Consider the following 22,270-nt stretch of genomic DNA (forward strand, 5'->3'; position numbering starts at 1 on the left):
CGGGCGGGACCGGCCCGGTACGGGTCAGCCGCTCGCGGGGGTGAACCGCACCGGCAGGCGCTCCGGTCCACGGGTGAACACGCCCTGCTCGGCCGGTTCGAAGCCGTCGGCGAGGCGCAGGTCGGGCATGGCGTCGAGGAGCTGGGCGACGCCGATCTCCACCTCCGCCTTGGCCAGCAGCGCGCCGACGCAGAAGTGCCGGCCGAGCGCGAAGGCGAGGTGGTCGGCGGCGGCTGAGAAGGCGGTCGTGGTGGTGAGGTCGTCGCGGAAGATGTCGAAGCGGTCGGGGTCGCGGTAGCGGTCCCCGTCGCGGTTGGCGGCGCCGATCAGACAGGTGACGGTGGCGCCCGCGGGTATCGTGCCGCCGCTGAGCTCCACCTCCGTGGCGGACTGCCGCATGATCATGTGGACGGGCGGGGTGAACCGCAGGGTCTCGGCGAAGGCGCGCGGGATCAGCGAGCGGTCCTCGCGGACGGCGGCGAGCTGGTCGGGGTGGAGCAGCAGGTTCGCGAAGATGCCGGCGATGGCCTTGTCGGTGGTCTCGCCGCCGGCGGCGAGCAGCAGGCTGCAGAACGCCTTGACGTCCTCGTCGCTCATCCGCACCCCGTCGACCTCGGCGGCGCACAGGGCGGACAGCAGGTCGTCGCCCGGGTTCTCGCGGCGCTCCCGGATGATCGGCAGCATGTACTCGGCGAACTCCACCCGGGTCCGCTCGCCCGCCGCCGCCACCTCGGTGTCGCCCGAGAGGTTGCCGAGGAACGCGATGACGGCCGTGTACCAGCGGTGGAAGCGCGTGTGGTCGGCCTTGTCCAGGCCCAGCATGTCGGCGATGACGTTGACCGGGAAGCGGGTGGCGTAGTCGGTGACCAGGTCGGCGGAGCCGGTGTGCCGGAAGGCGTCGATCAGTTCGCGCGAGTTGCGCTCGATGACGGGCAGGAACTTCTCCTGCAGGTCGCTGCCGCGGAAGGCGGGGGCGACGAGCGCCCGGCGCACGGCGTGCTCCCGGCCGCTGAGCTGGAGGATCGTTTTGCCGTGTACGGGTTCGAGCTGCCAGGCGTAGTTGTCGGTGGTGAACTCGCCGGCCTTGTCCTTGAAGACGCGCTCGACGTCCTCGTAACGCGAGATGATGTAACTCTTCGTCGCCTCGTGCCAGATGAGGGGCGCGGTGTCCCGCATCACCCGGTAGGCGGGGTAGGGGTCGGCCGCGAACTCGGGCGAGAGGATGTCGGGCACCTGCTGCGCGGTGGACATGGGGCTCCCTGGGATCGTGGATCACTTACCGACAAGGTTATTGATCAACCATCAGATGTGACAGGGCTGCCGGCCACCGGTGGGCCCGGAACCCACGTCCGGCCGAAAACCGCCTCTTGCGGGCACCGCCCGGACGTGATGGGCGGCAGCCGTACACAAAGGCGGTCCGTCCCCGTCGGCTCGCGCAGCGGTCGCCACGGTCGTGTGCCGGGTGGGTACGGTACCCACCGTCGCCCGCGTTCCGGCTCGGCCGAGGGGCCGGTCGGGGCAGCGAGATCCAGGAGGAAGCACACGGCATGACGCAGACGCGGTACGACCAGCGGGTCCGGGTCTTCGTCGAGATCCACGGCGGCGCCCACGACTGGCAGGAGGCCGAGACGTGCTTCGACCGGCACGGCTGGCCCGTGCGTGACGCCCACCCCTCGGGCCAGGGGCCGTTGGGCCCGGCACTGGAACACGACCCCGACCGCCGCGTGTACGAGATAGAGGTCCGCCTCTTCGGCGCGGCGAAGGGAAGCGACCGCGGCGCGGCCGACCGGGTGCGCAAGGTGCTGCGGAGCGCCCGCCTGGAAGGCTACGTCCGCCGTGCCGAGGCACTGGCGCGGGACCGTGAGTTGTACCCGCACTGGCGGATCGTCGGCACGGCCCACCGGCGTCCGGGCGGACAACCGGCCTGGCGCAGGCGGTTCGTCCGGGTCGCCATGCTGCTGGGCAGGCACGACGTCGGCGGGTTCGTCTCCGGCGGGCCGCGCCAGGCACTGCGGCTGGCGCGTGCGGCGGCGGCCCCGACGGACGCCGCCCGCCCTGCCCCGGCCGTCCGGCCACTGGACGGACGCTGGCGCGAATCGGCGCCCTACAAGCGGGAGGAGCAACTGCAGCGACGGGTGGTCCGGGTGGTCCTGTGGGCCCTGCTCTCCGCCGGCGCGCTCAGCATGGCCTCCGCCGCCCCGGCCGTCACCTGGTGGTTGTGGATACCGGTGGCGTTGCTCGGCGCGTGCGGGGCGGTGCGGTGGGGACGGGAACTGAGCGGGGAGGGCAGGAGGTCCGAGGGTGTCGTCATCGCTCTGCTGTGTGTGCTGGTCTTCGCCGCCTTCGGCACGGGCCTCCTGGACGTGGACGGCGGGGCATGGACTCCCCGCCGGACCGTCATGACCGCTGTGGTGGTCGCGGTGATTTCCGGACTGTGGCTCCTCGTTCGGCAGTGGACCTGGGGCGAGTGGGTCGCCTGGGCGGTCCCGCTGGTGGTGACCCTGGCGGTCTCCGCGTTCGTCGCCGCGGGTTCCGTCCTCCACGCCCTGTACGCCGAAGGTCTCTCCCTCACCCCGGACGACCTCGACATCCCTCCCGCCTGGCAGGCTCTGGCCGCGGTGAAGCTGCTGGTGATGCTGAGCCTCGTCATGATCGTCCCGGCCTGGTGGGGGTTCGCCAAGCACCGGCACCACTCGTATGCCACTCCGGGGGACGGCACGAACATCATCCTGAACGTCGGCCTCCTCCTGGCGATGTTCGCCGGGGCGGGCATCCAGGCCGTCGAATCCGCGGACGCCGCCGTGGACCGGACGACCGCGGCGGCGGAACGAGGTGACGACCCGCCGTCGTACTTCGGCGTCGCACCGGAGTGGACCTGCGTACGCCCCGTCGTCCCGGCCGCGGACCTGCCCGGAGAGGGCCCGCGCCTGCGACCGGACGCCCCCTACCTCTCGTTCGGTGTCTCGGGGGAGACGGCGGTCCTGTGGGACCCGGAGACCCGGGAACCCGTCAAACTGCCGGCGAACCAGGTGTGGCTGCGCCCGGCGGAGTCGGGGAAGGCGCCCTGCGCTGCGGACCGCGACTAAAGCCGGTGCGTGCGTTCGACCGGGTGAGGTATGTTCCTGCCTGTTCGAAGGGGGACCCACGTGGCGAAGCTGAACCAGATCATCGCTGTCGAGAAGGGTGTCAAGAGCAAGTCGCTCCAGGACATCACCGCCGCGCACCACAAGGTGCAGAAGCCCGCGCTGATGGCCGGCATCTCGCGTACGTACCAGCCGAAGGACGAGGAGGGCGAGCAGCTGCCGCCCGAGTCCACGCGCGTACAGGTGCAGGGCGAGGACGTGCTGCGGGAGATGGCGGCGTCCCTGACCCGGCTGTTCGATGTGACCGCCACGAAGGACTGGGCGAACTGCGCGGCCCGCGCGGACGTCACCGTCGACGGACGCACCGTCGTCGCGGACGTCCCGGTCAGTTACCTCCTCTTCCTGGAGAAGCAGCTCACCGACCTGCACACCTTCGTCAAGAAGCTCCCCACGCTCGACGCCGCCGAGTCCTGGTCCCACGACCCGTCCACCGACTGGTGGAAGACGGACCCGGTCCGCACCATCCGTACGAAGAAGGTCCCGCGCAACCACGTCAAGGCGGAGGCGACCGACAAGCACCCGGCACAGGTCGAGGTGTACTACGAGGACGTGCCGATCGGTTACTGGACGACGGTGAAGTTCTCCGGCGCCCTCCCGGCTCGGCGGGTGAACGAGCTGGTGGAGCGCGTCGAGAAGCTCCAGCAGGCGGTCAAGTTCGCCCGCGAGGAGGCCAACGGCACCGAGGTCACCGACCAGAGGGTCGGCGACGCGGTGTTCGGCTACCTGTTCGGCTGACGCCGGCCACGGGTAGCATCCACGATCGCCCCCGCGTGCGAGCGCGGGGGTGCGCGACAGCGCGGGCCGGAATGGAGATCCGGTGCGCGCGATGAGCGCAAGCTGACACTGAAGTTCAGCCTGAAGAAGCGGTCACAGTGAAGGTTCGAGTCCTTCCCCCGGCACCACAGCAGTCGCGGGCCGGGGTAGCCCAACATGGCAGAGGCAGCCGCGGTCAATCTCAGACTCTCGCTCCAGTCTCAGCATGGCCGCCGATCGCCGGATCGACCGGGGACGGACGAATGCCGTCGGATGCGAGTTCGAATCTCGCCTGCACCTCTTGCCCGGTGCGGTAGTTCAAAGGAAGAACACGACGGTTTGATGACTGATCCGTCCTCTTAAACGCCGCCGGCGTGCGCAATTGGGTGGCATCCCCAGGGGCCCGGGAGCTGGATACGACTCCCGGGCCCCGTCACGTGCGCGTCGATTCCCTTGCCCGTGCGCCGGGACGTAGTCCCACTTTTCACGGCTCGACGACTGGTGCAGGTTCATGAAAGGGCGAAGAAGGGGCAGTTCGGGGTCGGTAGCGTGAGGGTGCGGCGGGTTTGTGGTCGGGTTCTGCCGTTGGTATGGCCACAGATGGGGGCACGATGCATGAGCGCGAGTTCCGGGCTTTCGTGCTGATCGCGGAAACCGGGCGCATGGATGTCGCGGCGCGGAAACTGGGTTATTCCCAGCCGGCGATCACCTATCAGGTCCAGCGTCTCGAGCAGTCTCTCGGCGTCAAGCTGTTCACCAGGCACCCCGGTGGTGCCCGGTTGACGGGGGACGGGCGGATGATTCTGCCGTCGGTGCGTGCGGTGCTCCTGCTGATCGACAGCATGCGGGACGCGCACGGCTCGCAGTCCGGCGAGGGCCGGGACCTGGAGCGCAGCGCCTGACATCGCCGTTCAGGGAACGAATAGCGACCTTGCTTGGAGAGTGGACGATGAGCAGCAATCCTTTCGAGGACAACGACGCCCAGTACCGCGTGCTGGTCAACGACGAGGGCCAGCACTCGCTGTGGCCGGCGTTCGCCGAGGTCCCGGCGGGCTGGACGGTGGCGCACCCCGAGGACAGCCGGCAGGCCTGCCTCGACTACGTCAACGAGAACTGGACCGACATGCGCCCGCTCAGTCTGGTCCGCCAGATGGAAGACGCCAAGTAAGCCGGTGGCGAGACCGACGATCCTCCAGACGGCCGGCGGCGCCGCCGTGCACCGGCCCCGGCCCCGGCCGGACGCCGAGCGGGTCCTGGTGTGCCTGAGTTACTGCGGCGGCGGCACCGCACCGTTCCGGCAGTGGGCGAACGTCCTGCCGGACGACGTGGAACTGGCGCTGATCTGCTACCCGGGGCGGGAGGCGCGGTTCGGCACCCCGTTCGCACGGGACTGGACGGACCTGCGGGACGACGTGGTGCGCGCCGTACGCGGTCTCACCGGGCGCCCCTACCTCCTGTTCGGACACAGCATGGGGTCCTGGGTGGCCTTCGAGACCGCGGCGGAACTCGAGCGGCTGGGCATGACACCGCCCGAGGCGCTCGTGGTGTCGGGCGGTGTGGCACCGCCCAGGCGCCGGGAGGTGTCCGGTGACGTGGTACCGCGGTCGGACGACAGCACGGAGGCCCTGGTGCGGTGGATGCGCGACCTGGGGCAGGTGTCCCCGGCGATCGCCGCCGAACCGGAACTGGTCAAGATCGCGGTGGATCTGCTCCGCGCGGATCTCGCGGTGTCGGAGTCCTACCGGTACGTGCCGGGCTCGCGGGTGTCGGTGCCGCTGCGGGTGCTGTACGGGACCGAGGACGCCGCGCCCTTCGCCGATGTCGAGCGGCACTGGCGGCCGCTGACGGACGGTCCCTTCCAGGCCGTGGAACTGCCCGGCGGGCACTTCTACACGCCCGACGTGTGGTCGACGCTGCCGCAGTGGTGCGTGCTGCCCGTGCCCGGGAGCGCCCCCCGGGCCACCCGCTGAACCGGTGCGCCCCAGCGCCTCGTGCGCAACCGCCGTGTGCTTCCCCTTCCCGCACCTCGCGGGCGGGGAAGCACACGGCGTCCTCCGTCTGCTCGGTGCGGGTCAGATCGTGGTGCGCAGGGCGCGCCTGCGGTCGTGCAGGACCAGCAGCAGGGTCATGCCCATCATCACACCGAGGACCGCGCTGACGTCCCGGGCCAGTGCTCCCGCGATGGGGAGTTCGGGGGAGGGCTGCTGCATGTCGGTGAGGGTGAGCAGGTTGTAGACGCTGTAGGAGAACAGCATGCCCGAGGACACCCAGGCGGCGACCATCGGCGGGAGGAACCCGCGGGTGCCGCGGCGGGCGGTCAGGACGAGGATGCCCCAGGCCCCGGCGAGCGCCCAGACGGCCGTGCTCAGCGACAGCATGTGCCACCACAGGTCGCGGCGGTCCAGCTCGTCCGGGTCCAGGCCCAGGGTGCCGCCCGCCGCCCAGAAGATCTTGCCGCAGGCGAGCAGGACGCAGCCGGCCGCGACCAGCCGGGCCAGCGTCACCTGCAACTCACGGGTGCCGCCCACCGGTTCGTCGTACGCCAGGGGTCCGCCCAGGGCCTCCGGCCAGCGTGCCTTGGCGTAGCCCGCGAGGGCGAGGGGCAGGCCGACGCCGACGCCGACCAGCGAGATCATCACGAGGATCTGTTCGTAGATCCAGAAGTCCGGGGAGCCGGCATCCTGGTCGCGGTTCATCGCGGCGGGGCCGAGGACCGGCGCCAGCAGCAGCATGGGCACGAGCAGACCGGTGCCCACCCAGACGGGCAGCGCCACCAGCCACGCGGGCAGGCGCTCGCCCCAGGGCCGGGAGAACGCCATCGCCAGCACGATGCCGACGGCGGCGAGGAACGCGGTCGCCGCGTTGATCGCACGCCAGTCCGCGCCGCCCATTTCCTCGGTCGGAATGAAGAAACCGAAAGTCCAGACGATTTTGATGAGCAGGTACGGTGTCACCGCTATGGCTGCTCCAAGGCCGCCGATTTGGCGAAACCTGGTCAATCGGTCGGTCGGCTGTTCTGCCCTTACTGTCATATCGGCACGCTATCCGGGGGTCGGTGGACGGGTCAAAACCTTCCCGGCGCATCCGCTGATATCCGCCACTCAGATGAATTCTGAACCAACGGTATCGGCGCTGTGGAGTCCTATTGCGGTGAGATGCCCGAGTTCTGAAATGGACAGCAGCAGTGCCGGTCCGCCCGCGCGGGCCAGGGTGACCAGGTCCAGGAGGCCCGATGCCGCGCAGTGCCGTGCCGGCCGTATCCCGCCGGCGGCCGGGTCCCGTACCGGGGTCCCGTCGTCGGCGAGGGCCTTGGTCACGGCGTCGTGGACCGCTGTCGCGAGGGGGGCGGCGGCCGGCGGTGCGCCGACCGCCAGGCGCACGCCGCCCGTCCCCCGGGCCAGGGCGGCGACGCGGGCGGCGCTCGCGGCGAGGGCCGCGGGATCCGCGTCACCGGCGGGTCCCGGAGGGAGGAACCGGGAGAGCCCGCCGGTGACCGTGGCGAGGGGGCGGGCGGCGCCTGCCGGGCCGGGAGTCCGCCCCCTCACGGACAGGACGACGGCCGCGGCGGCGTCGTACTCGCCGCTGCCGCCGTGGTCCTCCGGGGCCTGGTCGGTCGCGGCGGCCACCACCGTGTCCGCCCGGCCGGTGCGCAGCGCCGTCACCGCGAACTGCACGGCCTCCAGACCCGCGGTCACCGGGTTGGTGAGCGTGACCGAGAAGGCGCGGGCGCCGGTGCTGATGGCCAGCTGGCTGCCGGGCGTGTTCATCGAGAAACCAGGGACCTCGGCGGGGCTGATCCCGTGGACGCCCTCGGTGCTCAGCACGGAGTTCATCCGGTGGTGGACACGGGCGATCGCGTACTGGGTCCCGGTGACCACACCGAACCGCTCGGCGGCGGTTCCGGTGAGCGGCGGGTCGTCATGGCGTCTGCCGAGGGCCTCGTTGCCCGCCGCCAGGAGGTAGCGGGTGGCCGGGGTGAGGTATTTCCAGCCCCGCCGGCCGAGGTGGGCGGCCGGGTCGAACCACGGGTCGCACCCGCCCGGGCGCGGCTCCTCGGCGACGGCGCCGGCCCCGATGATCTGCACGCTCATGCGGCGGCCCTCCGGGTGGGTACGGCGTGGTCGCCGCCGAAGCCGCTTCTGTTCGCCAGGACCGGGGGGCCGGCGAGTGTCGCGGGAGCGGGAGCGGGAGCGGGAGCGGGAGCGGGAGCGGGAACGGCGGCGGTGAGTGCGCTCATGCGGCGGCCCGCCAGGTGAGCACCGCGTTGTTGCCGCCGAAGCCGGTGCCGCTCACCAGGACCGAGGGGCGGGGGAGCGGGGCCGGTCCGTCCAGCGGGACCGACAACGGGCAGTCGGGGTCCGGGGTGGTGACGTGGGCGTTGGGCGGGACCAGGCGGTGGCGCAGGACGAGCGTCGCGATCACGCAGCCGAACACGCCGGCCGCGCCCGCCGTATGCCCCATGACGGCCTTCGGCGCGTAGCCGAGCACCTCGCCGCCCGTCCCGCCGGCGGCGGTCACCGCCTCACTGACCGCGGTGGCCTCCACGGTGTCGTTGAGCGCCACCCCGGCGCGGTGCAGCACGGCCGCGCCCGGGGTGGTGCCGAGGCCGGCGAGGGCCCGGGCGGTGGCACGGCGCAGCTGTTCCCCGGACGGTTCCGGGGCCATCGGATGGTGGGCGTCGCAGCTCCAGCCGTGTCCGGCGAGCACGGCCTGCGCGGGCCTTGCGCGCCGCTCGGCGGACGCGGCGGACTCCAGCACCAGGGCGGCGGCGCCCTCCCCGGTGACCATGCCGGCGCGGTCGGCGTCGAAGGGACGGCAGCACTCGCCGTCGAGCAGCCCGAAGCGCTCCAGCGTGCCGACCGCGACGCGGGAGAAGGCGTCCCCACCGCACGCCACGACGATGTCGGCCTGGCCCGTCTCGATCAGCTCGGCGCCCCAGGCGACCGCGTAGGCGCCGGCGGAGCAGGCGGTGGAGAGGGTCTGGCCGGGGCCGCCGATGCCGAACCGGGTGGCGAGTGAGGCCGTGACCCGGTGGGTGGCGGGGAACGGCGGGGCCGTCCCCTCGGGCCGCTCGGCCAGATCGATGTCGCCCAGGGAGGTGCCCACGGTCAGGCCGGCGTCGCACAGGTCCTGCGGAGTCAGCCCGGCCTCCGCGACGGCCTCGGCGACGGCGGTCGCCAGCAGCGCACCGGTCCGCCCGGTGCCCCCCTCGGGGCCGCCGGTGTCCGGTGCCGCGTACAGGTGCGGGCGGGCCGGCAGGCCGCAGACGTCCGGCGCGGGATCCGGCCGCCGGCTCGCGCCCAGCAGCCCCTCCCACAGGGCCCCGGTGCCGCTGCCGAAGCAGCTCACCGCGCCCAGTCCCGTGACCACCACCGTCACCTGTGCACCTGCCTCGCTGTCCGGTCTTTCCCGATGGCGCGGCACAATGGCCGACACCATTCAGGATGCATTCCCCGGGATTCGCGGCCCGCCGCGCTTGCAAGTACCTGCAGCGATCAGCCGCGCGCCTCGTCGCCTTCCGCCGCGCTGATCTAGCATCCAACGGCGAAACGCAATTCAAGGAATCGCGATTCGGAAAACTGCGCGAACTACCCGAGGAAAGGGAATTCCGGTGAGTGCCGAAACCACGCTGGACGTGTCGGAACTTCGCGAGCTGGTGGCGGACACGCTGGATGTCGAACTGTCGGCGCTGACCGACGACATCCTCCTCATCGAGGAACTGGGAGTCGACTCGGTCGTGGCCCTGGAGCTCGCGGTCACGCTCGAGCAGCGCTACGGGATCAGGATTCCCGAGGAGGAACTCGGCACGGTCCGCACGTTCCCCGACATCCGCGGTCTGCTGAACCGGAAGCTGGGCGGTTGATGGACGCGCGGACGGCGGCCCCCGGCGCCGGTACCCCCACCGGCGCCGCGTCCTACTTCCTGATCGAGAGCAAGGGGAACTGGGCCGGCCCCAACGCGGGCACCTTCCTCCTGGACGCCGTGGCGCTCGCCGAAGCCGGCCACCGGGTACGGGTCCTCCTCGTGGAGGACGGCGTACTGACCGCCGTCGGCACCGACGCCCCCGAGATCCGGCGGCTCGCCGGGGCCGGGGTCGAGATCCTCGTGGACGACTTCTCGGCGGCGCAGCGCGCGCTGTCCGCCACCACCCTGTCGCCGCACGTCAGGCTCGCCGGCATGGACGTCGCCGCCGCCGCGCTGACCGAGGACGGCTGCCGGGGGGTGTGGCACTGATGGCGGTGATGGAACGCCGGATGTGGGACCTGCTGCTGATCCTCACCGCCGCCCCGCACTCCGGCGACGTGGTGACCTCGGCACTGCGCCTGTCCCAGGCCGTACTCGACCGGGGCGGTTCGGTACGGGTCTGGGCCTGCGGCTACGCCAACATGATGACCCAGGACACCTTCGGGGACACCAAGCTGCCCAACACCCGTGACCCGAAGGGGCATTACCCGTCCCCGTCGGCCGTCGTGCAGCGGATGATCGCCGACGGCGAGGGCCGCTTCGGCTGGATCGCCTGCACCGCCTGCTCCGAGGAGCGCGGTGCCGTGCACCACGTCCCCCAGGTACGGCACCGCTCGCCGCTGCGGCTGGCGAGGACCATCGCGAGTGCCCGGCAGACGCTCTACCTCGGAGGGGCCTGATGAGCAGCACCACCACCGCCGCCGCCCGCACCGGGCTGGGCCCGCCCGTGCTGTGCGTCCTGGACCGCGCCTACCGGGGCGCCGTCGAGGTGCAGTTCTTCCACGCCCTGTACGGACTGCTCGATCTGCACGGGCAGTTCCAGCGGGTGGACGTCGCGCTGCGCGGCGCCGCGGTCACCATGGCCGTCGAGGAGGACGTCTACCGGCCGTCGGTGCGGCTCGGCACGATGACGCTGGACACGCTGCCGGACTACCGCGGCTCCGTGCGCGACCTGATCGCCGAGGACTTCACCGTCTACGTGGACCGGGACGCGGTGACGGCGCTGGGATTCGCCCCGGAACGGCTCGTCGCCGGGACGATCTGCGTCGATGCGGCCGAACTGGCGCTGCGCTGGCCCGAGTACGACCAGGTGTGGTTCGTATGACCGGGGCTGCCTACGCGGCACCGCTGCGCGCGGTGGACCGGATCGAGGTGCTGTCCGAGGGGCCCGATGCGAGGCTCGTGCTGCACAAGACCGTCGACCCCGACGACCCGTACATGGCGGGGCACTTCCCGGGGCTGACCCTGCTGCCGGCCGTGTTCGTCCTCGAGGCGCTGCGGCAGGCGGTGACCACCCTCGTCGGCGCGGACGAGCCGCTGAACCTGCTCGAGGTGCGGTCGGGGCGCTGGCTGGCGCCGATGCAGGGCGGCGACGAGATCCGCCTGGACGTCACCGTGACACAGGCCGGCGCCGGGCGCCGGCTGGTGACCGCGGACGGCGTCCGGCAGGACGGCACACCCGTCGCGGCGGTGAAGGCGACGCTCGGCGACCGTGACGCCGTCCTCGCCGCGCAGCCGCCGGCGGACCTGGCGCCCCCCGCCGCCGACGGGCCGCCCGGACCCGACTACACGGGGATCCTCGGCCTGCTGCCGGTCCGTCACCCCATGCTCATGGTGGACCGGGTCGAGGCCCTCGACCCCGGCCGCGTGATCACCGTCACCAAGGCGGTCTCCGGCTCCGAACCCTGCTACCAGGGGCTGCCCGACGGACTGCCCCTGTCGCGGTACATGTACCCCCGGTCGCTGATGCTGGAGTCCTTCGGGCAGGCCTCGGTGCTGCTGTGGCTGTCCACCGGCACCGCCGAGGGCGTGCCCGTGGCCGCGGCCTTCCGCGACTGCCGCTTCTTCGGCGAGGTGCGCCCCGGCGCCGTGCTGCGCCATGTGTCGCGGATCGACCGGCTGATGGCCGACAACGTCTTCGTCTCCGGACAGACCTGGGACGGCGACCGGTGCGTGATGACGGTCGGCGCCCTCGTCGGGTCGAGCCGGCCGCGCGAGCGGGTCGACCGCGCGCTGACCTCCGCCTCCTGAATTCCGGCCTCGAAGCGGCCCCCGCCACCCTCCCGGCGGGGGCCGCTTCGCCGTCTCAGGGCGCCGCGTACGTGCCGATGATCCCGTTGACCACCTCGGCCACGCGGCCGTCGCGCAGCATGTCGGCGTGGTCGACGTCGACGTCCACGGTCCGCCCGGCCAGCGCCGCACCCGCCGAGGGCGTACGGGAGCTCACCGCGGTCCCGGTGCGCCAGGCGGCGGCCGGGTCGACGCGACGCGCGGCGTCCAGGTAGGAGACGTACGACCGGAACACCGCGACGAACTCGTCCAGCAGCTCGGTGTCCAGCTCCTCGCGGGTGAACGCCGCACCGGCCCGCTCCATGAAGATCCGTTCGAGGATGCCGCCGTAGTCGCCGAAGTCCACGGCGTCCCTCCGCGCGGCGTCCGCCTCCTGCTGGGCGGCGCTCACCTCGTCGGCGGTCAGCACCGAGGCGAACTGGTTCATCATCGCGGCGAAGTCCCGGTACAGGCCGGCCGGGGCCGGCACCTCCGGCTCGAACAGCACCAGGTGGGGCGCCTCGCCCTGCCGGGCGGCGATCCGGGCGGCGAGCTCGCCGGCGAAGACGCTGCCGGCGCAGTAGCCGAGCACGGCCCGTACCGTACGGCCGTCGGCCGCCGCCTCGCCGTCCCACAGCGCGAGGTAGTCCTCGGCCGTCGGGCGGGCGGTGCCGGCGGGCTGCCGGGTCTCCCACAGGGCGAGCGCCGGGTCGAGGCGCGGGGCGAGGTCCGAGAAGGCCGAGTCGGACCGGCCCGTGGTGGCGAAGTCGACGGCGAGCACCAGGCCGCCGCCGCCCCGGCCGGGGTTGAGCACTTTCCATCCGCTGAGCTGTGTCATGGGTCTGTCCACTCCAGTACGGGGGCGGGAACACGGGAAACGGCCGCGGGTCCGGTGCCTCGCCGACGCCCGAGGAGACGTCGAGGAGGGCACCGGACCCGCGGCCCGGGGACGGGGGACGGGATCAGCCGCCGGAGATCCGGACTGCCTTGCCCGGGCAGAGGTGCTCCGCGACCTTGCGGGCGTCGTCGGCGTCGGTGCCGGTGGGCGTCTCGTTCAGGACGACCACCATCCCGTCGTCCTCCTGGTCGAAGACGGACGGGGCGTGCAGCGTGCACAGCCCGGCCCCGATACAGCGGTCGCGCTCGGCGTGGACCTTCATCGCGGCTACCAGCCGATCGTCAGCTTGTGCACCGGCGGCAGCCCGTCGATGAGCTCGAGCGGCTCGTCGCTCTCCACCAGGTGCAGCCCGGGGAAGCGCTCGACCAGGCTGGTGAGGCACATCTCCAGCATGAGGCGCGCGACGTGCTGGCCGAGGCACTGGTGCACGCCGTAGCCGAAGGCCAGGTGGTCGCGGGAGTCGCGGTGGATGTCGAAGACGTCCGGGTCCTGGTACTTGGCCGGGTCGCGGTCGCCCAGGCCCTTGAGGACGAGGATGCCCTCGCCCGCCTTGATGGTGACGCCGTCGATCTCGACGTCCTCCAGCGCGACGCGGGCGATGATCTCGTCCACCAGGCTGTAGTACCGCAGCACCTCGTCCACGGTCTTGGGCATCAGACCCGGCATGTCGGCGCGCAGCGCGGCGAGCTGTTCGGGGTTCTCGACCAGTGCCTGGATGCCGAGCGCGATGCGGTTCACGATGAACTCGTAGCCCGCGAGCAGCAGCATCTTGGTCATCAGGGTCAGACCGTGGTGGTCGAACTCGTCGGTCTTGCCCGCCCGGGCGATGAAGTTGCCGAGCATGTCGTCGGTGGGGTTGTTCTGCTTGTCGGTGACGAGGGTCGCGAAGTACTTCATGAGCTCGTCGTTGGCGGCGAGCTTCTGCTCCATGGTGTACGAGTGGCGCGTGCCCACCATGATCGCCGCGTTCCGGGTGAAGATCTCCCGGTCGCCCTCGGGGATGCCGGCCAGCTCGCAGATCACCTGCGCGGGGAAGGGGAGCGCCAGCGCCTGGACCAGGTCGGCCGGGCCGCCCTCGGCCTCCATCCGGTCCAGGTAGTAGTCGATCAGGTCCTGCATCCGCGGCCGGAGCTTCTCCGCGGCCTTGATGGTGAAGTCCGGCAGAGCCATCTGACGGACCCGGGTGTGCCGCGGCGGGTCCATGGTCACCAGCAGGTTCTTCGCGTCGCGGGCGATCATGTCGAGCAGTTCCTGCGGCGCGGGGAACCGGATGGGGAACGTCGGGTGCGGCTCGACGCTGAACCGGTTGTCGGCCAGGAGACGCTGGATCTGGTCGTGCCGCGCGACCAGCCACGCCGTGCTGCCCGACGGCATGGTGACCTGGGTCAGCGGGCGGCCTTCCGGCAGTTGGTCGTACTCCGGCAGCAGCGGGTTGGGCCAGCCGTGCGGGGCGACAGGGCACGTCGCCATCCTGGTCTCGGCGTCGCTCATGACGTTACCCCTATATCTGAGCTGAGGACATTTCCTGCGGGCCGATCCTAAGGAGCCGCCCGCGCTTCTCGGAGCCGCTTGCCGCTAGCTGCAGAGGAGTCGGTTCGAAGAAGCTGAATTCCCGTGCGGGCGGCCCGGGTCGGGGCCGTTTCCGGAAATTGCACCGGCCCGCGACAGCGAATATCCGATCGTGTATCCGTTGAGTCAGTACGTCTGAGTAACGGCCTTTCACGCCCTGACCGCCGAACATCCATCGGCCCGGCCCGAAGAAAACAGAGGACAGATGTCTGACTCGTCAGCCACGGTTCTGCCACTGACCGCCGGCCAGGCCGGGATCTGGTACGCACAGAGCCTGAGCGGCCCGAACGCGACGTTCAACGCGGCCCTGTACCTGGACATCGAAGGAGCCGTCGACGAGCGGCTGTTCGTGTCCGCGATGCGGCAGGCCGTCACCGAGGCCGAGGCCCTCAGGGCCCGGATCACCGACGACGGCACCGGCCCCGCGCAGGTCGTCGAGCCGATCGGTGACTGGTCCGAACAGCCCGTGCACGTCCTCGACCTCACGTCCGCCGAGCGGCCGTGGCAGGAGGCCGAGGCGTGGATGTGGGCCGACGCCGACACCCCGCTGGACATGGGCGGCGAGCCGCTGTACCGGTTCGCCCTCATCAAGCTCGGCGACGACCGGAGCCTGTTCTACTACCGCTACCACCACGTGGTGATGGACGCCGCGGGCGCGAGCCTCGTCGCGGCCCGGGTCGCCGAGATCTACACCCGGCTCGTCGCCGGCGACGACACCGCCGTCGGCGCGTTCCCGCCGCTGCGCACACTGATCGAGGACGAGGCGGCCTACCGGCGGTCCGCCGCCTTCGAGGCCGACCGGGACTACTGGACCGCCGAGTTCGCCGACACCCCGGCCGTCCCGAGCCTCGGCGACCGGCCCACGGCGATGCCCCACCGCCAGGTGCGGGGCAGCGCGCACGTCCCGGCCGGCACCGGGGCCGAGATCCGCGACGCGGCCCGCTCGGTGCGCGTCGGCTGGCCCGCCGCCGTGCTGGCCGCCCTCGCGGCCTACACCAGCCGTGTCACCGGCAGCAGCGACGTGGTCGTCGCGCTGTCCGTCGCCGCCCGCACGACCGTCGCGGGCCGCGCCGTGCCCGGCATGGTCTCCAACGTGATCGGCGTACGCCTGGACGTGCGGCCGGAGATGACGGCGGCCGAACTCATCCGGCACGCCCACCGCCGGATGCGCGAGGCGTCCCGGCACAAGCGGTACCGCTACGAGGACCTGCGGCGCGACCTGAAACTGCTGGGCTCCGACGGCCGGCTGCTCGGCCCGCGCCTCAACCTGCACGTGGCCTCCGACTCCGTGGAGTTCGCCGGGATCCCCGCCACCCTGCACCCGCTGACGGCCGGTCACGACGACGACTTCTCCCTGATCGTGATGGCCGAGCCGGACGGCGGCTTCCGGTTCGACATGTCGGCCAACCCGGACGTCTACCCCTCGGGCGCCGCCGAGCGTCACCACCGCCTCGTGCTGCGGCTGCTCGGCGAACTCGCCGCCCGTCCCGACCGCCCGATCGGCGCCCTGGACACGGTCGACGACGAGCTGCTGACCCGGCTCGTGCACGAGTGGGGCGGCGTGGACTCGACGCCGGAGCCCGTGCTGTCGACGCTCACCGAACGGTTCGCCGGGGCGGCCGCCGCCCACCCGGACAACACGGCCGTGATCGCCTTCGACGGCGACGACCGCCGGACCCTGACCTACCGGGAACTCGACGCACGCTCCAACCGGCTGGCCCGGCTGCTGATCTCCCGCGGCGTACGGCGCGGGGACCTCGTCGCCCTGGCCATGCCCCGCTCGGTGGACCTGCCGGTGGCCCTGCTCGCCACGGTGAAGGCCGGCGCGGCCTACCTGCCGATCGACCCCGACTCCCCGGCCGACCGGGCCGCCTACATCCTCGGCGACGCCCGCCCGACCGCCATGGTCACCGCGCACCAGGACACCCTGGCGGCGCGTCCCGCGGGCGACGTCCCCACGATCGTGCTGGACGACCCGTTCATCCGCATCGCCCTCGCCGCCCTGTCCGACGCCCCCGTCGGCGACGGCGACCGGGGCGGCCCGGTCCTGCCCCACCAGGCCGCCTACGTCATCTACACGTCCGGCTCCACCGGCCGCCCCAAGGGCGTCGTGGTCGCCCACCAGAACGTGATCCGGCTGCTCGACCACACCCGCCACTGGAGCGGCTTCGGACCGGACGACACCTGGGCGCTGTTCCACTCCTACGCCTTCGACTTCTCCGTGTGGGAGATCTGGGGCGCCCTGCTGCACGGCGCCGGCCTCCTGGTGCCCCCGCACCACGTGACCCGCTCGCCGCACGAGTTCCTGCGGCTGCTGGCCCGCGAACGGGTCACCGTGCTCAACCAGACCCCGTCCGCCTTCTACCAGCTGATCCAGGCCGACGCCGACGAGCCGGAGACCGGCGCCGAACTCGCCCTGCGCTACGTCATCTTCGGCGGTGAGGCCCTCGAGTTCGGCCGGCTCGCCCAGTGGTACGAGCGGCACGCCGAGGACACGCCCCGGCTGGTGAACATGTACGGCATCACCGAGACCACGGTGCACACCACCGAGCTGATGCTCAACGCCTCCGACGCCTCGGCCGGCACCGGCAGCATGATCGGCCTCGGCATCCGGGACCTGCGCCTGTACGTCCTCGACGGCGCGCTGCGCCCGGCCCCGCCCGGTGTCCCCGGCGAGCTGTACGTCAGCGGGCCCGGCGTCGCCGACGGCTACCTCGGGCGCCCCGACCTGACCTCCACCCGGTTCGTCGCCGACCCGTTCGGCCCCGCCGGGCAGCGCATGTACCGCTCCGGTGACGTGGTGCGCTGGGCCGTGGACGGCACCGCCAACCTGGAGTACCTGGGGCGCTCCGACCACCAGGTCAAGATCCGCGGGTTCCGCATCGAGCCGGGCGAGATCGAGTCCGCCGTGCTGCGCCACCCGGACGTGCGGCAGGCCGCGGTCGTCGTGCGCGAGGACACCCCCGGCGACAAGCGGCTGGTGGCCTACGTCGTCGGCGGCCAGGGCGACGGCACCGTGCCGGAGACGGCGGCGCTGCGCAAACACGCCGCCGCCGAACTCCCCGACCACATGGTGCCGTCCTGGTTCGTCCCGCTGGACGCGCTGCCGCTGACCACCAACGGCAAGCTCGACACCCGGGCGCTGCCCGCCCCCGACTTCGGCGGCAGCACGGCCGGCCGCACCCCGCGCACGCCGGAGGAGGAGATCTTCTGCGGCCTGTTCGCGGAGATCCTCGGCCTGCCGTCGGTCTCCATGGACGACAACTTCTTCGACCTGGGCGGCCACTCGCTGCTCGCGACCCGGCTGGTCAGCCGCATCCGCGCCGCGTTCGGCGTGGAGCTGGCGATCCGCACCGTCTTCGAGCAGCCCACCCCGGCCGCGCTGATCGCCTGGCTGGCCGGCACCGGCAACGTGCCCGAGGCCCGCCGCCCGCTCACCGTCATGGACAAGCCGCAGGACATCCCGCTGTCCTTCGCCCAGCTGCGGCTGTGGTTCGTCGACAAGATCGACGGCGGGGCCGGCACGTACAACATCCCGCTCGTGGTGCGGCTGCGCGGCTCGCTCGACGAGGAGGCGCTGCAGGCCGCCATCGGCGACGTGATCGCCCGGCACGAGAGCCTGCGCACCGTCTTCCCCGACCGGGACGGCACCCCGCGCCAGCACATCCTGTCCGCCGCCGAGGCCACCCCGGTCATGGGCGTCACCGAGATCGCCGCGGAGGAACTGGACGGCGCCATGGCCGACATGGCCGGCATCGGCTTCGACCTGGCCACCGAGCCCCCCGTGCGCGCCCACCTCTTCCGCGTCGCGCCGGAGGACCACGCGCTGCTCATGCCGGTGCACCACATCGCCGGCGACGGCTGGTCCCTGGTGCCGCTCACCCGCGACCTGGAGACCGCCTACACCGCCCGCAGCCAGGGCCGGATCCCCGACTGGCGGCCGCTGCCGGTGCAGTACGCGGACTACACCCTGTGGCAGCGCGAGATCCTCGGCGACGAGGACGACCCGTCCTCGGCCATCTCCGCCCAGCTCGCCCACTGGAAGCAGTACCTGGCCGGGCTGCCCGAGGAGGTCACCCTCCCCACCGACCGGCCCCGGCCGGCCGTCGCCTCCTACCGCGGCGAGACGCTGCGCTTCGCGCTGACACCCGAGCAGTACCAGCACCTCATGCGCTGCTCACGCGAGTTCGACGTCAGCCCCTTCATGGTCGTGCAGACCGCGCTGGCCGCGCTGCTGAGCAAGCTCGGCGCCGGGGACGACATCCCGCTCGGCATCTCCATCGCGGGCCGCACCGACGAGGCACTGGACGACCTGGTCGGCTTCCTCGTCAACACCCTCGTGATGCGCACCGACCTCAGCGGCGACCCCCGGTTCGACGACCTGCTCGGCAAGGCGCGCGCGGACGGCCTCGCCGCCTTCGCCAACCAGGACCTGCCGTTCGAGCGGCTGGTCGAGGCCGTCAACCCGGAGCGGTCGGCGGGCCGGCACCCGCTCATCCAGATCGGCCTCGGCTTCCAGAACAACGCGACGCCGACCCTCGACCTGCCCGGCCTCGACGCGTGGATCGAGCCGGCCGTCACCCACACCGCCAAGCTCGACCTGCTCTTCGACTTCCGCGAGGTGCACGGCGAGGGCGACGCACCCGACCACATGGTCTGCGCCGTCGAGTACGCGACCGACCTGTACGACCGCTCCACCGTCGAGCTGCTCATCGAGCGGCTGGTGCGGATGCTGGACGCGGCGACCACCCGGCCGGGGACCCGGCTGAGCGCACTGGACGTGCTCCGCGACGACGAGCGCCGCCGCGTCCTCGTCGACTGGAACGACACCGCACGCGCCGTCGACTTCGACACCCTGCCCGCCCTGTTCGCCGCCCAGGTCGCCCGTACGCCCGAGGCCCTCGCCCTGGTCGCCGGCGCCGAGGAGCTGTCGTACGCCGATCTGGAGGTGCGGGTCAACCGGCTCGCCCGGCAGCTCGTCGCGCGGGGGATCGGCGCGGAGGACCGTGTCCTGCTGGTCATGCCGAAGTCGGTCGACCTGGTCGTGGCCCAGCTCGCCGTGGTCACCGCGGGAGCCGCGTTCGTGCCGGTCGACCCCGCGTACCCGCGCGACCGGGTCGCGTTCATGGCCGGGGACTGCGCGCCCGCCCTGATGCTGACCTGCGCCGAGGTCGCGCGGATGGCCGCCGAGGTGATCCCGGGCACGCCCCGGCTGGTGGTCGACGACCCCGCCACCGCCGCGGAGATCGCCGCACGGGCGGACACCCGGCTCACCGACGCCGAGCGGCTGCGGCCCGCCTCGGTCGACCACGCCGCCTACATCATCTACACCTCCGGCTCCACCGGCCGCCCCAAGGGCGTCGTCGTCACCCACCGGGGCATCGGCAACCTGGCCGCCGCGCAGATCGAGCGGTTCGCGATCCAGCGGGACAGCCGGGTCGTCCAGTACGCGACGCCGAGCTTCGACGCGGCCGTGTCCGAGACCTGCATCGCCCTGCTCCGCGGCGCCGCGCTGGTGCTCCCGGTCGACACCGGCCTGCTGCTCGGCGACGCCCTGGCCCGGTTCCTCACCGAGTACCGCGTCACCCACGCCACCATCCCACCGGTCGCGCTGACCGGCCTCGACCCGGCCGCCGTGCCCGCGGACCTGGTGCTCACCGTCGCCGGTGAGGCGTGCCCGGCGGAACTGGCCGGGACCTGGTCCCACGGCCGCCGCATGATCAACGCCTACGGCCCCACCGAGACCACGGTCTGCGCCACGATGAGCGAGCCGCTCACCGAGGCGGCCGTCCCGCCCATCGGCACCCCGATCGCCAACATGCGGGCGTACGTCCTCGACTCCCGGCTCAGCCCGGTCCCCGTCGGTGTCGACGGCGAGCTGTACGTGGCCGGCGTCGGCCTGGCCCGCGGTTACCTGGGCCGGCCCGGTCTGACCGCGGAGCGGTTCGTCGCCGCCCCGTTCGGGACGCCGGGGGAGCGGATGTACCGCACCGGAGACGTGGTGCGCCGGCGCGCCGACGGGCAGCTGGAGTTCGTCGGCCGCGCCGACGACCAGGTGAAGCTGCGCGGCTTCCGCGTGGAGCCGGACGAGATCGCCGGTGTGCTGACCGACCAGCCGCAGGTGGCGTCGGCGGCCGTCGTGATCCGCGAGGACCGGCCCGGGGAGCGCAGGCTCGTCGGCTACGTGGTGCCCGCGCAGCACACCGCCGAGGTCCGCGACACCGGCCTGGAGACCGACCAGGTCGACAAGTGGCAGGTCATCAACGACGAGGTGTACGGCGCCGCCGCCGAGGACGGACCGCCGCTCGGCGAGAACTTCGCGGGCTGGCACAGCAGTTACGACGGCTCCGTGCTCCCCGAGGAGGAGATGCGCGCCTGGCGGGCCGCCACCGTCGAACGGATCATGGAACTGAGGCCGCGCCGGGTGCTGGAGATCGGCGTCGGCGCCGGTCTGATCATGGCGCCGGTCGCCCCGCACGTGGACCTGTACTGGGGCACCGACCTGTCCGGCACGGTCATCGACACCCTGCGCCGCCAGACCGCGGCCGACCCGGTGCTGGCCGGGCGGACCCGGTTCACCGCGGCCCCCGCGCACCGCCTGGACGGGGTGCCGGAGGGGACGTTCGACACCGTCGTCATCAACTCCGTGGCGCAGTACTTCCCGAGCGCCGACTACCTGACCGAGGTCATCGGCAAGGCGTTCGGTCTGCTGGGCGACACGGGCGCGGTCTTCCTCGGCGACCTCCGCGACCTCCGGCTGCTGCGCTGCATGCGGGCCGGCGTCCACCGCGTCGCCCACCCCGGCGACAGCCCGGCCGCCGCGCGGTCCGCGGTCGACCGGGCCGTCGAGCGGGAGACCGAACTGCTCGTCGACCCGGGCCTGTTCGACTCCCTCGCCGACGCCCTGGACGGCTTCGGCGGCGTCGACATCCGGATCAAGCAGGGCGCCTACGACAACGAGCTGAGCCGCTACCGCTACGACGTGGTGCTGCACAAGCGCCCGTCGGACACCGTCTCCCTCGCCTCGGTGCCGTCCCTGACCTGGGACGACGCCGACGGCCTGACCGGACTGGCCACGCGCCTGCGCGAGGCCCACCCGGCCCCGCTGCGCGTCACCGGCATCCCCAACGGGCGGCTCGCCGCGGACCTGGTGGCACTCGCCGAGATCGACGGCGTCCCGGCACCGGACGGGGTCGGCGTGAGCGCGCTCACCGACATCGGATCCCGCAGCGGCTACCGGACGCTGGTCACCTGGACGGCCGGCGTCACCGACGGCCGGCTGGACGCCGTGTTCGTCCCGGCCGCCGACACCGGCGAACCGGCGCCCGCCTACCGGGACCTGTACCGGACGGGACCGGCCCCCGAGCGCTACGCCAACGACCCGCTGGCCGGCCGCAGGGACGGCGCCCTGGTCACCGAACTGCACGACGCGCTCGCCGGACGCCTGCCCGACTACATGGTGCCCGCCGCGCTGGTCGTCCTGGACGCGCTGCCGGTCACCCCGAACGGCAAGCTCGACCAGAAGGCGCTGCCCGCCCCCGACGCCGCCGCCTCCGCCTCGCACCTGGCGCCCGCCACGCCCGAGGAGGAGACCATCGCCCGGATCTTCGCCGAGGTGCTCGGGCTCTCCCGGGTCGGCGCGGACGACGACTTCTTCCGCCAGGGCGGCGACAGCATCGTCTCCATCCAGGTGGTCAGCAAGGCGAGGGCCGCGGGACTCTCCCTGACCGCGCAGGACGTCTTCGCCCACCGCACCGTACGGGCCATCGCCGCGGCGGCCACACCGGCACCCGACGACACCGGCACCGGCGACCGGCCGGCCGCCGGCGAGTGGGACATCCCCCTGGTCTCCCAGGACGAGCTGGACGAGTTCGCATCGAATTGGAGCGTTTAG

At 72.5% G+C, this 22,270-nt stretch carries 18 protein-coding genes; 11 read left to right on the forward strand and 7 right to left on the reverse strand.

Going from position 1 to position 22,270, the window contains the following annotated elements; all coding sequences use genetic code 11:
• Positions 1–24 precede the first annotated feature (24 nt).
• Positions 25–1,251: a cytochrome P450 gene (locus IE178_RS23720; protein ID WP_193513709.1), complete on the reverse strand. Its 1,227-nt coding sequence runs from the start codon at positions 1,249–1,251 to the stop codon at positions 25–27.
• A 296-nt stretch (positions 1,252–1,547) separates the two neighbouring features.
• Here IE178_RS23720 and IE178_RS23725 point away from each other — a divergent pair, with 296 nt between their 5' ends.
• The 5 genes from IE178_RS23725 (at position 1,548) to IE178_RS23745 (ending at position 5,866) form a co-directional block, all read left to right on the forward strand.
• Positions 1,548–3,086: a hypothetical protein gene (locus tag IE178_RS23725; RefSeq protein ID WP_193513710.1), complete on the forward strand. Its 1,539-nt coding sequence runs from the start codon at positions 1,548–1,550 to the stop codon at positions 3,084–3,086.
• Positions 3,087–3,146: 60 nt separating this feature from the next.
• A complete protein-coding gene (locus tag IE178_RS23730) occupies positions 3,147–3,878 on the forward strand; it encodes a DUF7873 family protein (protein ID WP_193513711.1) in 732 nt (243 codons plus the stop codon).
• 629 nt (positions 3,879–4,507) lie between these two features.
• Entirely contained in the window at positions 4,508–4,798 is a 291-nt protein-coding gene (locus tag IE178_RS23735; protein ID WP_184765381.1) for a LysR family transcriptional regulator, read from the forward strand.
• Positions 4,799–4,845: 47 nt separating this feature from the next.
• Entirely contained in the window at positions 4,846–5,064 is a 219-nt protein-coding gene (locus IE178_RS23740; protein WP_184765382.1) for an MbtH family protein, read from the forward strand.
• A gap of 4 nt (positions 5,065–5,068) precedes the next feature.
• The gene (locus tag IE178_RS23745; RefSeq protein WP_318280213.1) at positions 5,069–5,866 is read left to right on the forward strand and encodes a thioesterase II family protein; all 798 of its coding nucleotides are present in this window, start codon (positions 5,069–5,071) and stop codon (positions 5,864–5,866) included.
• 102 nt (positions 5,867–5,968) lie between these two features.
• Here the strand turns inward: IE178_RS23745 and IE178_RS23750 are convergent, their stop codons facing one another.
• The 3 genes from IE178_RS23750 to IE178_RS23760 form a co-directional block, all read right to left on the reverse strand.
• A complete protein-coding gene (locus tag IE178_RS23750) occupies positions 5,969–6,850 on the reverse strand; it encodes a hypothetical protein (protein WP_221492651.1) in 882 nt (293 codons plus the stop codon).
• Between the two features lie 147 nt (positions 6,851–6,997).
• Complete coding sequence (locus IE178_RS23755) at positions 6,998–7,987, reverse strand: beta-ketoacyl synthase N-terminal-like domain-containing protein (RefSeq protein WP_193513713.1); 990 nt, start codon at positions 7,985–7,987, stop codon at positions 6,998–7,000.
• A gap of 142 nt (positions 7,988–8,129) precedes the next feature.
• Positions 8,130–9,275, reverse strand: a complete 1,146-nt coding sequence (locus IE178_RS23760) for a beta-ketoacyl-[acyl-carrier-protein] synthase family protein (protein WP_193513714.1) — start codon at positions 9,273–9,275, stop codon at positions 8,130–8,132.
• A gap of 232 nt (positions 9,276–9,507) precedes the next feature.
• Between IE178_RS23760 and IE178_RS23765 the strand changes: the two genes are divergently transcribed.
• The 5 genes from IE178_RS23765 to IE178_RS23785 are packed head-to-tail and all read left to right on the forward strand — an operon-like array spanning position 9,508 to position 11,891.
• Positions 9,508–9,759, forward strand: coding sequence for an acyl carrier protein (locus IE178_RS23765; RefSeq protein ID WP_193513715.1), 252 nt, complete (start codon positions 9,508–9,510; stop codon positions 9,757–9,759).
• Positions 9,759–10,130, forward strand: coding sequence for a Rossmann-fold NAD(P)-binding domain-containing protein (locus IE178_RS23770; RefSeq protein WP_318280214.1), 372 nt, complete (start codon positions 9,759–9,761; stop codon positions 10,128–10,130). The genes IE178_RS23765 and IE178_RS23770 overlap by 1 nt, the downstream gene beginning before the upstream one ends.
• Positions 10,130–10,540, forward strand: coding sequence for a hypothetical protein (locus IE178_RS23775; RefSeq protein WP_184765387.1), 411 nt, complete (start codon positions 10,130–10,132; stop codon positions 10,538–10,540). Before IE178_RS23770 ends, IE178_RS23775 begins: the two co-directional genes overlap by 1 nt.
• Positions 10,540–10,965 (forward strand): hypothetical protein, encoded by a 426-nt coding sequence (locus IE178_RS23780; RefSeq protein WP_184765388.1) that lies wholly within the window; start codon positions 10,540–10,542, stop codon positions 10,963–10,965. The genes IE178_RS23775 and IE178_RS23780 overlap by 1 nt, the downstream gene beginning before the upstream one ends.
• Positions 10,962–11,891 carry a 3-hydroxyacyl-ACP dehydratase FabZ family protein gene (locus tag IE178_RS23785; protein WP_193513716.1) on the forward strand — a complete coding sequence of 310 codons (930 nt, stop codon included), beginning with the start codon at positions 10,962–10,964 and terminating at the stop codon, positions 11,889–11,891. Before IE178_RS23780 ends, IE178_RS23785 begins: the two co-directional genes overlap by 4 nt.
• A gap of 55 nt (positions 11,892–11,946) precedes the next feature.
• Here the strand turns inward: IE178_RS23785 and IE178_RS23790 are convergent, their stop codons facing one another.
• From IE178_RS23790 to IE178_RS23800, 3 genes are all read right to left on the reverse strand, one after another.
• Positions 11,947–12,747: a hypothetical protein gene (locus IE178_RS23790; protein WP_184765390.1), complete on the reverse strand. Its 801-nt coding sequence runs from the start codon at positions 12,745–12,747 to the stop codon at positions 11,947–11,949.
• Between the two features lie 124 nt (positions 12,748–12,871).
• Entirely contained in the window at positions 12,872–13,069 is a 198-nt protein-coding gene (locus IE178_RS23795) for a ferredoxin (protein WP_184765391.1), read from the reverse strand.
• 5 nt (positions 13,070–13,074) lie between these two features.
• Positions 13,075–14,298 carry a cytochrome P450 gene (locus IE178_RS23800; RefSeq protein ID WP_193513717.1) on the reverse strand — a complete coding sequence of 408 codons (1,224 nt, stop codon included), beginning with the start codon at positions 14,296–14,298 and terminating at the stop codon, positions 13,075–13,077.
• Between the two features lie 283 nt (positions 14,299–14,581).
• On the opposite strand from IE178_RS23800, the gene IE178_RS23805 reads away from it, so the two are divergent.
• Positions 14,582–22,270: a non-ribosomal peptide synthetase gene (locus IE178_RS23805; protein ID WP_193513718.1), complete on the forward strand. Its 7,689-nt coding sequence runs from the start codon at positions 14,582–14,584 to the stop codon at positions 22,268–22,270.

It is taken from the genome of Streptomyces griseoloalbus (assembly GCA_014650015.1).
In the GTDB taxonomy this organism is placed as follows: Bacteria; Actinomycetota; Actinomycetes; order Streptomycetales; family Streptomycetaceae; genus Streptomyces; species Streptomyces griseoloalbus.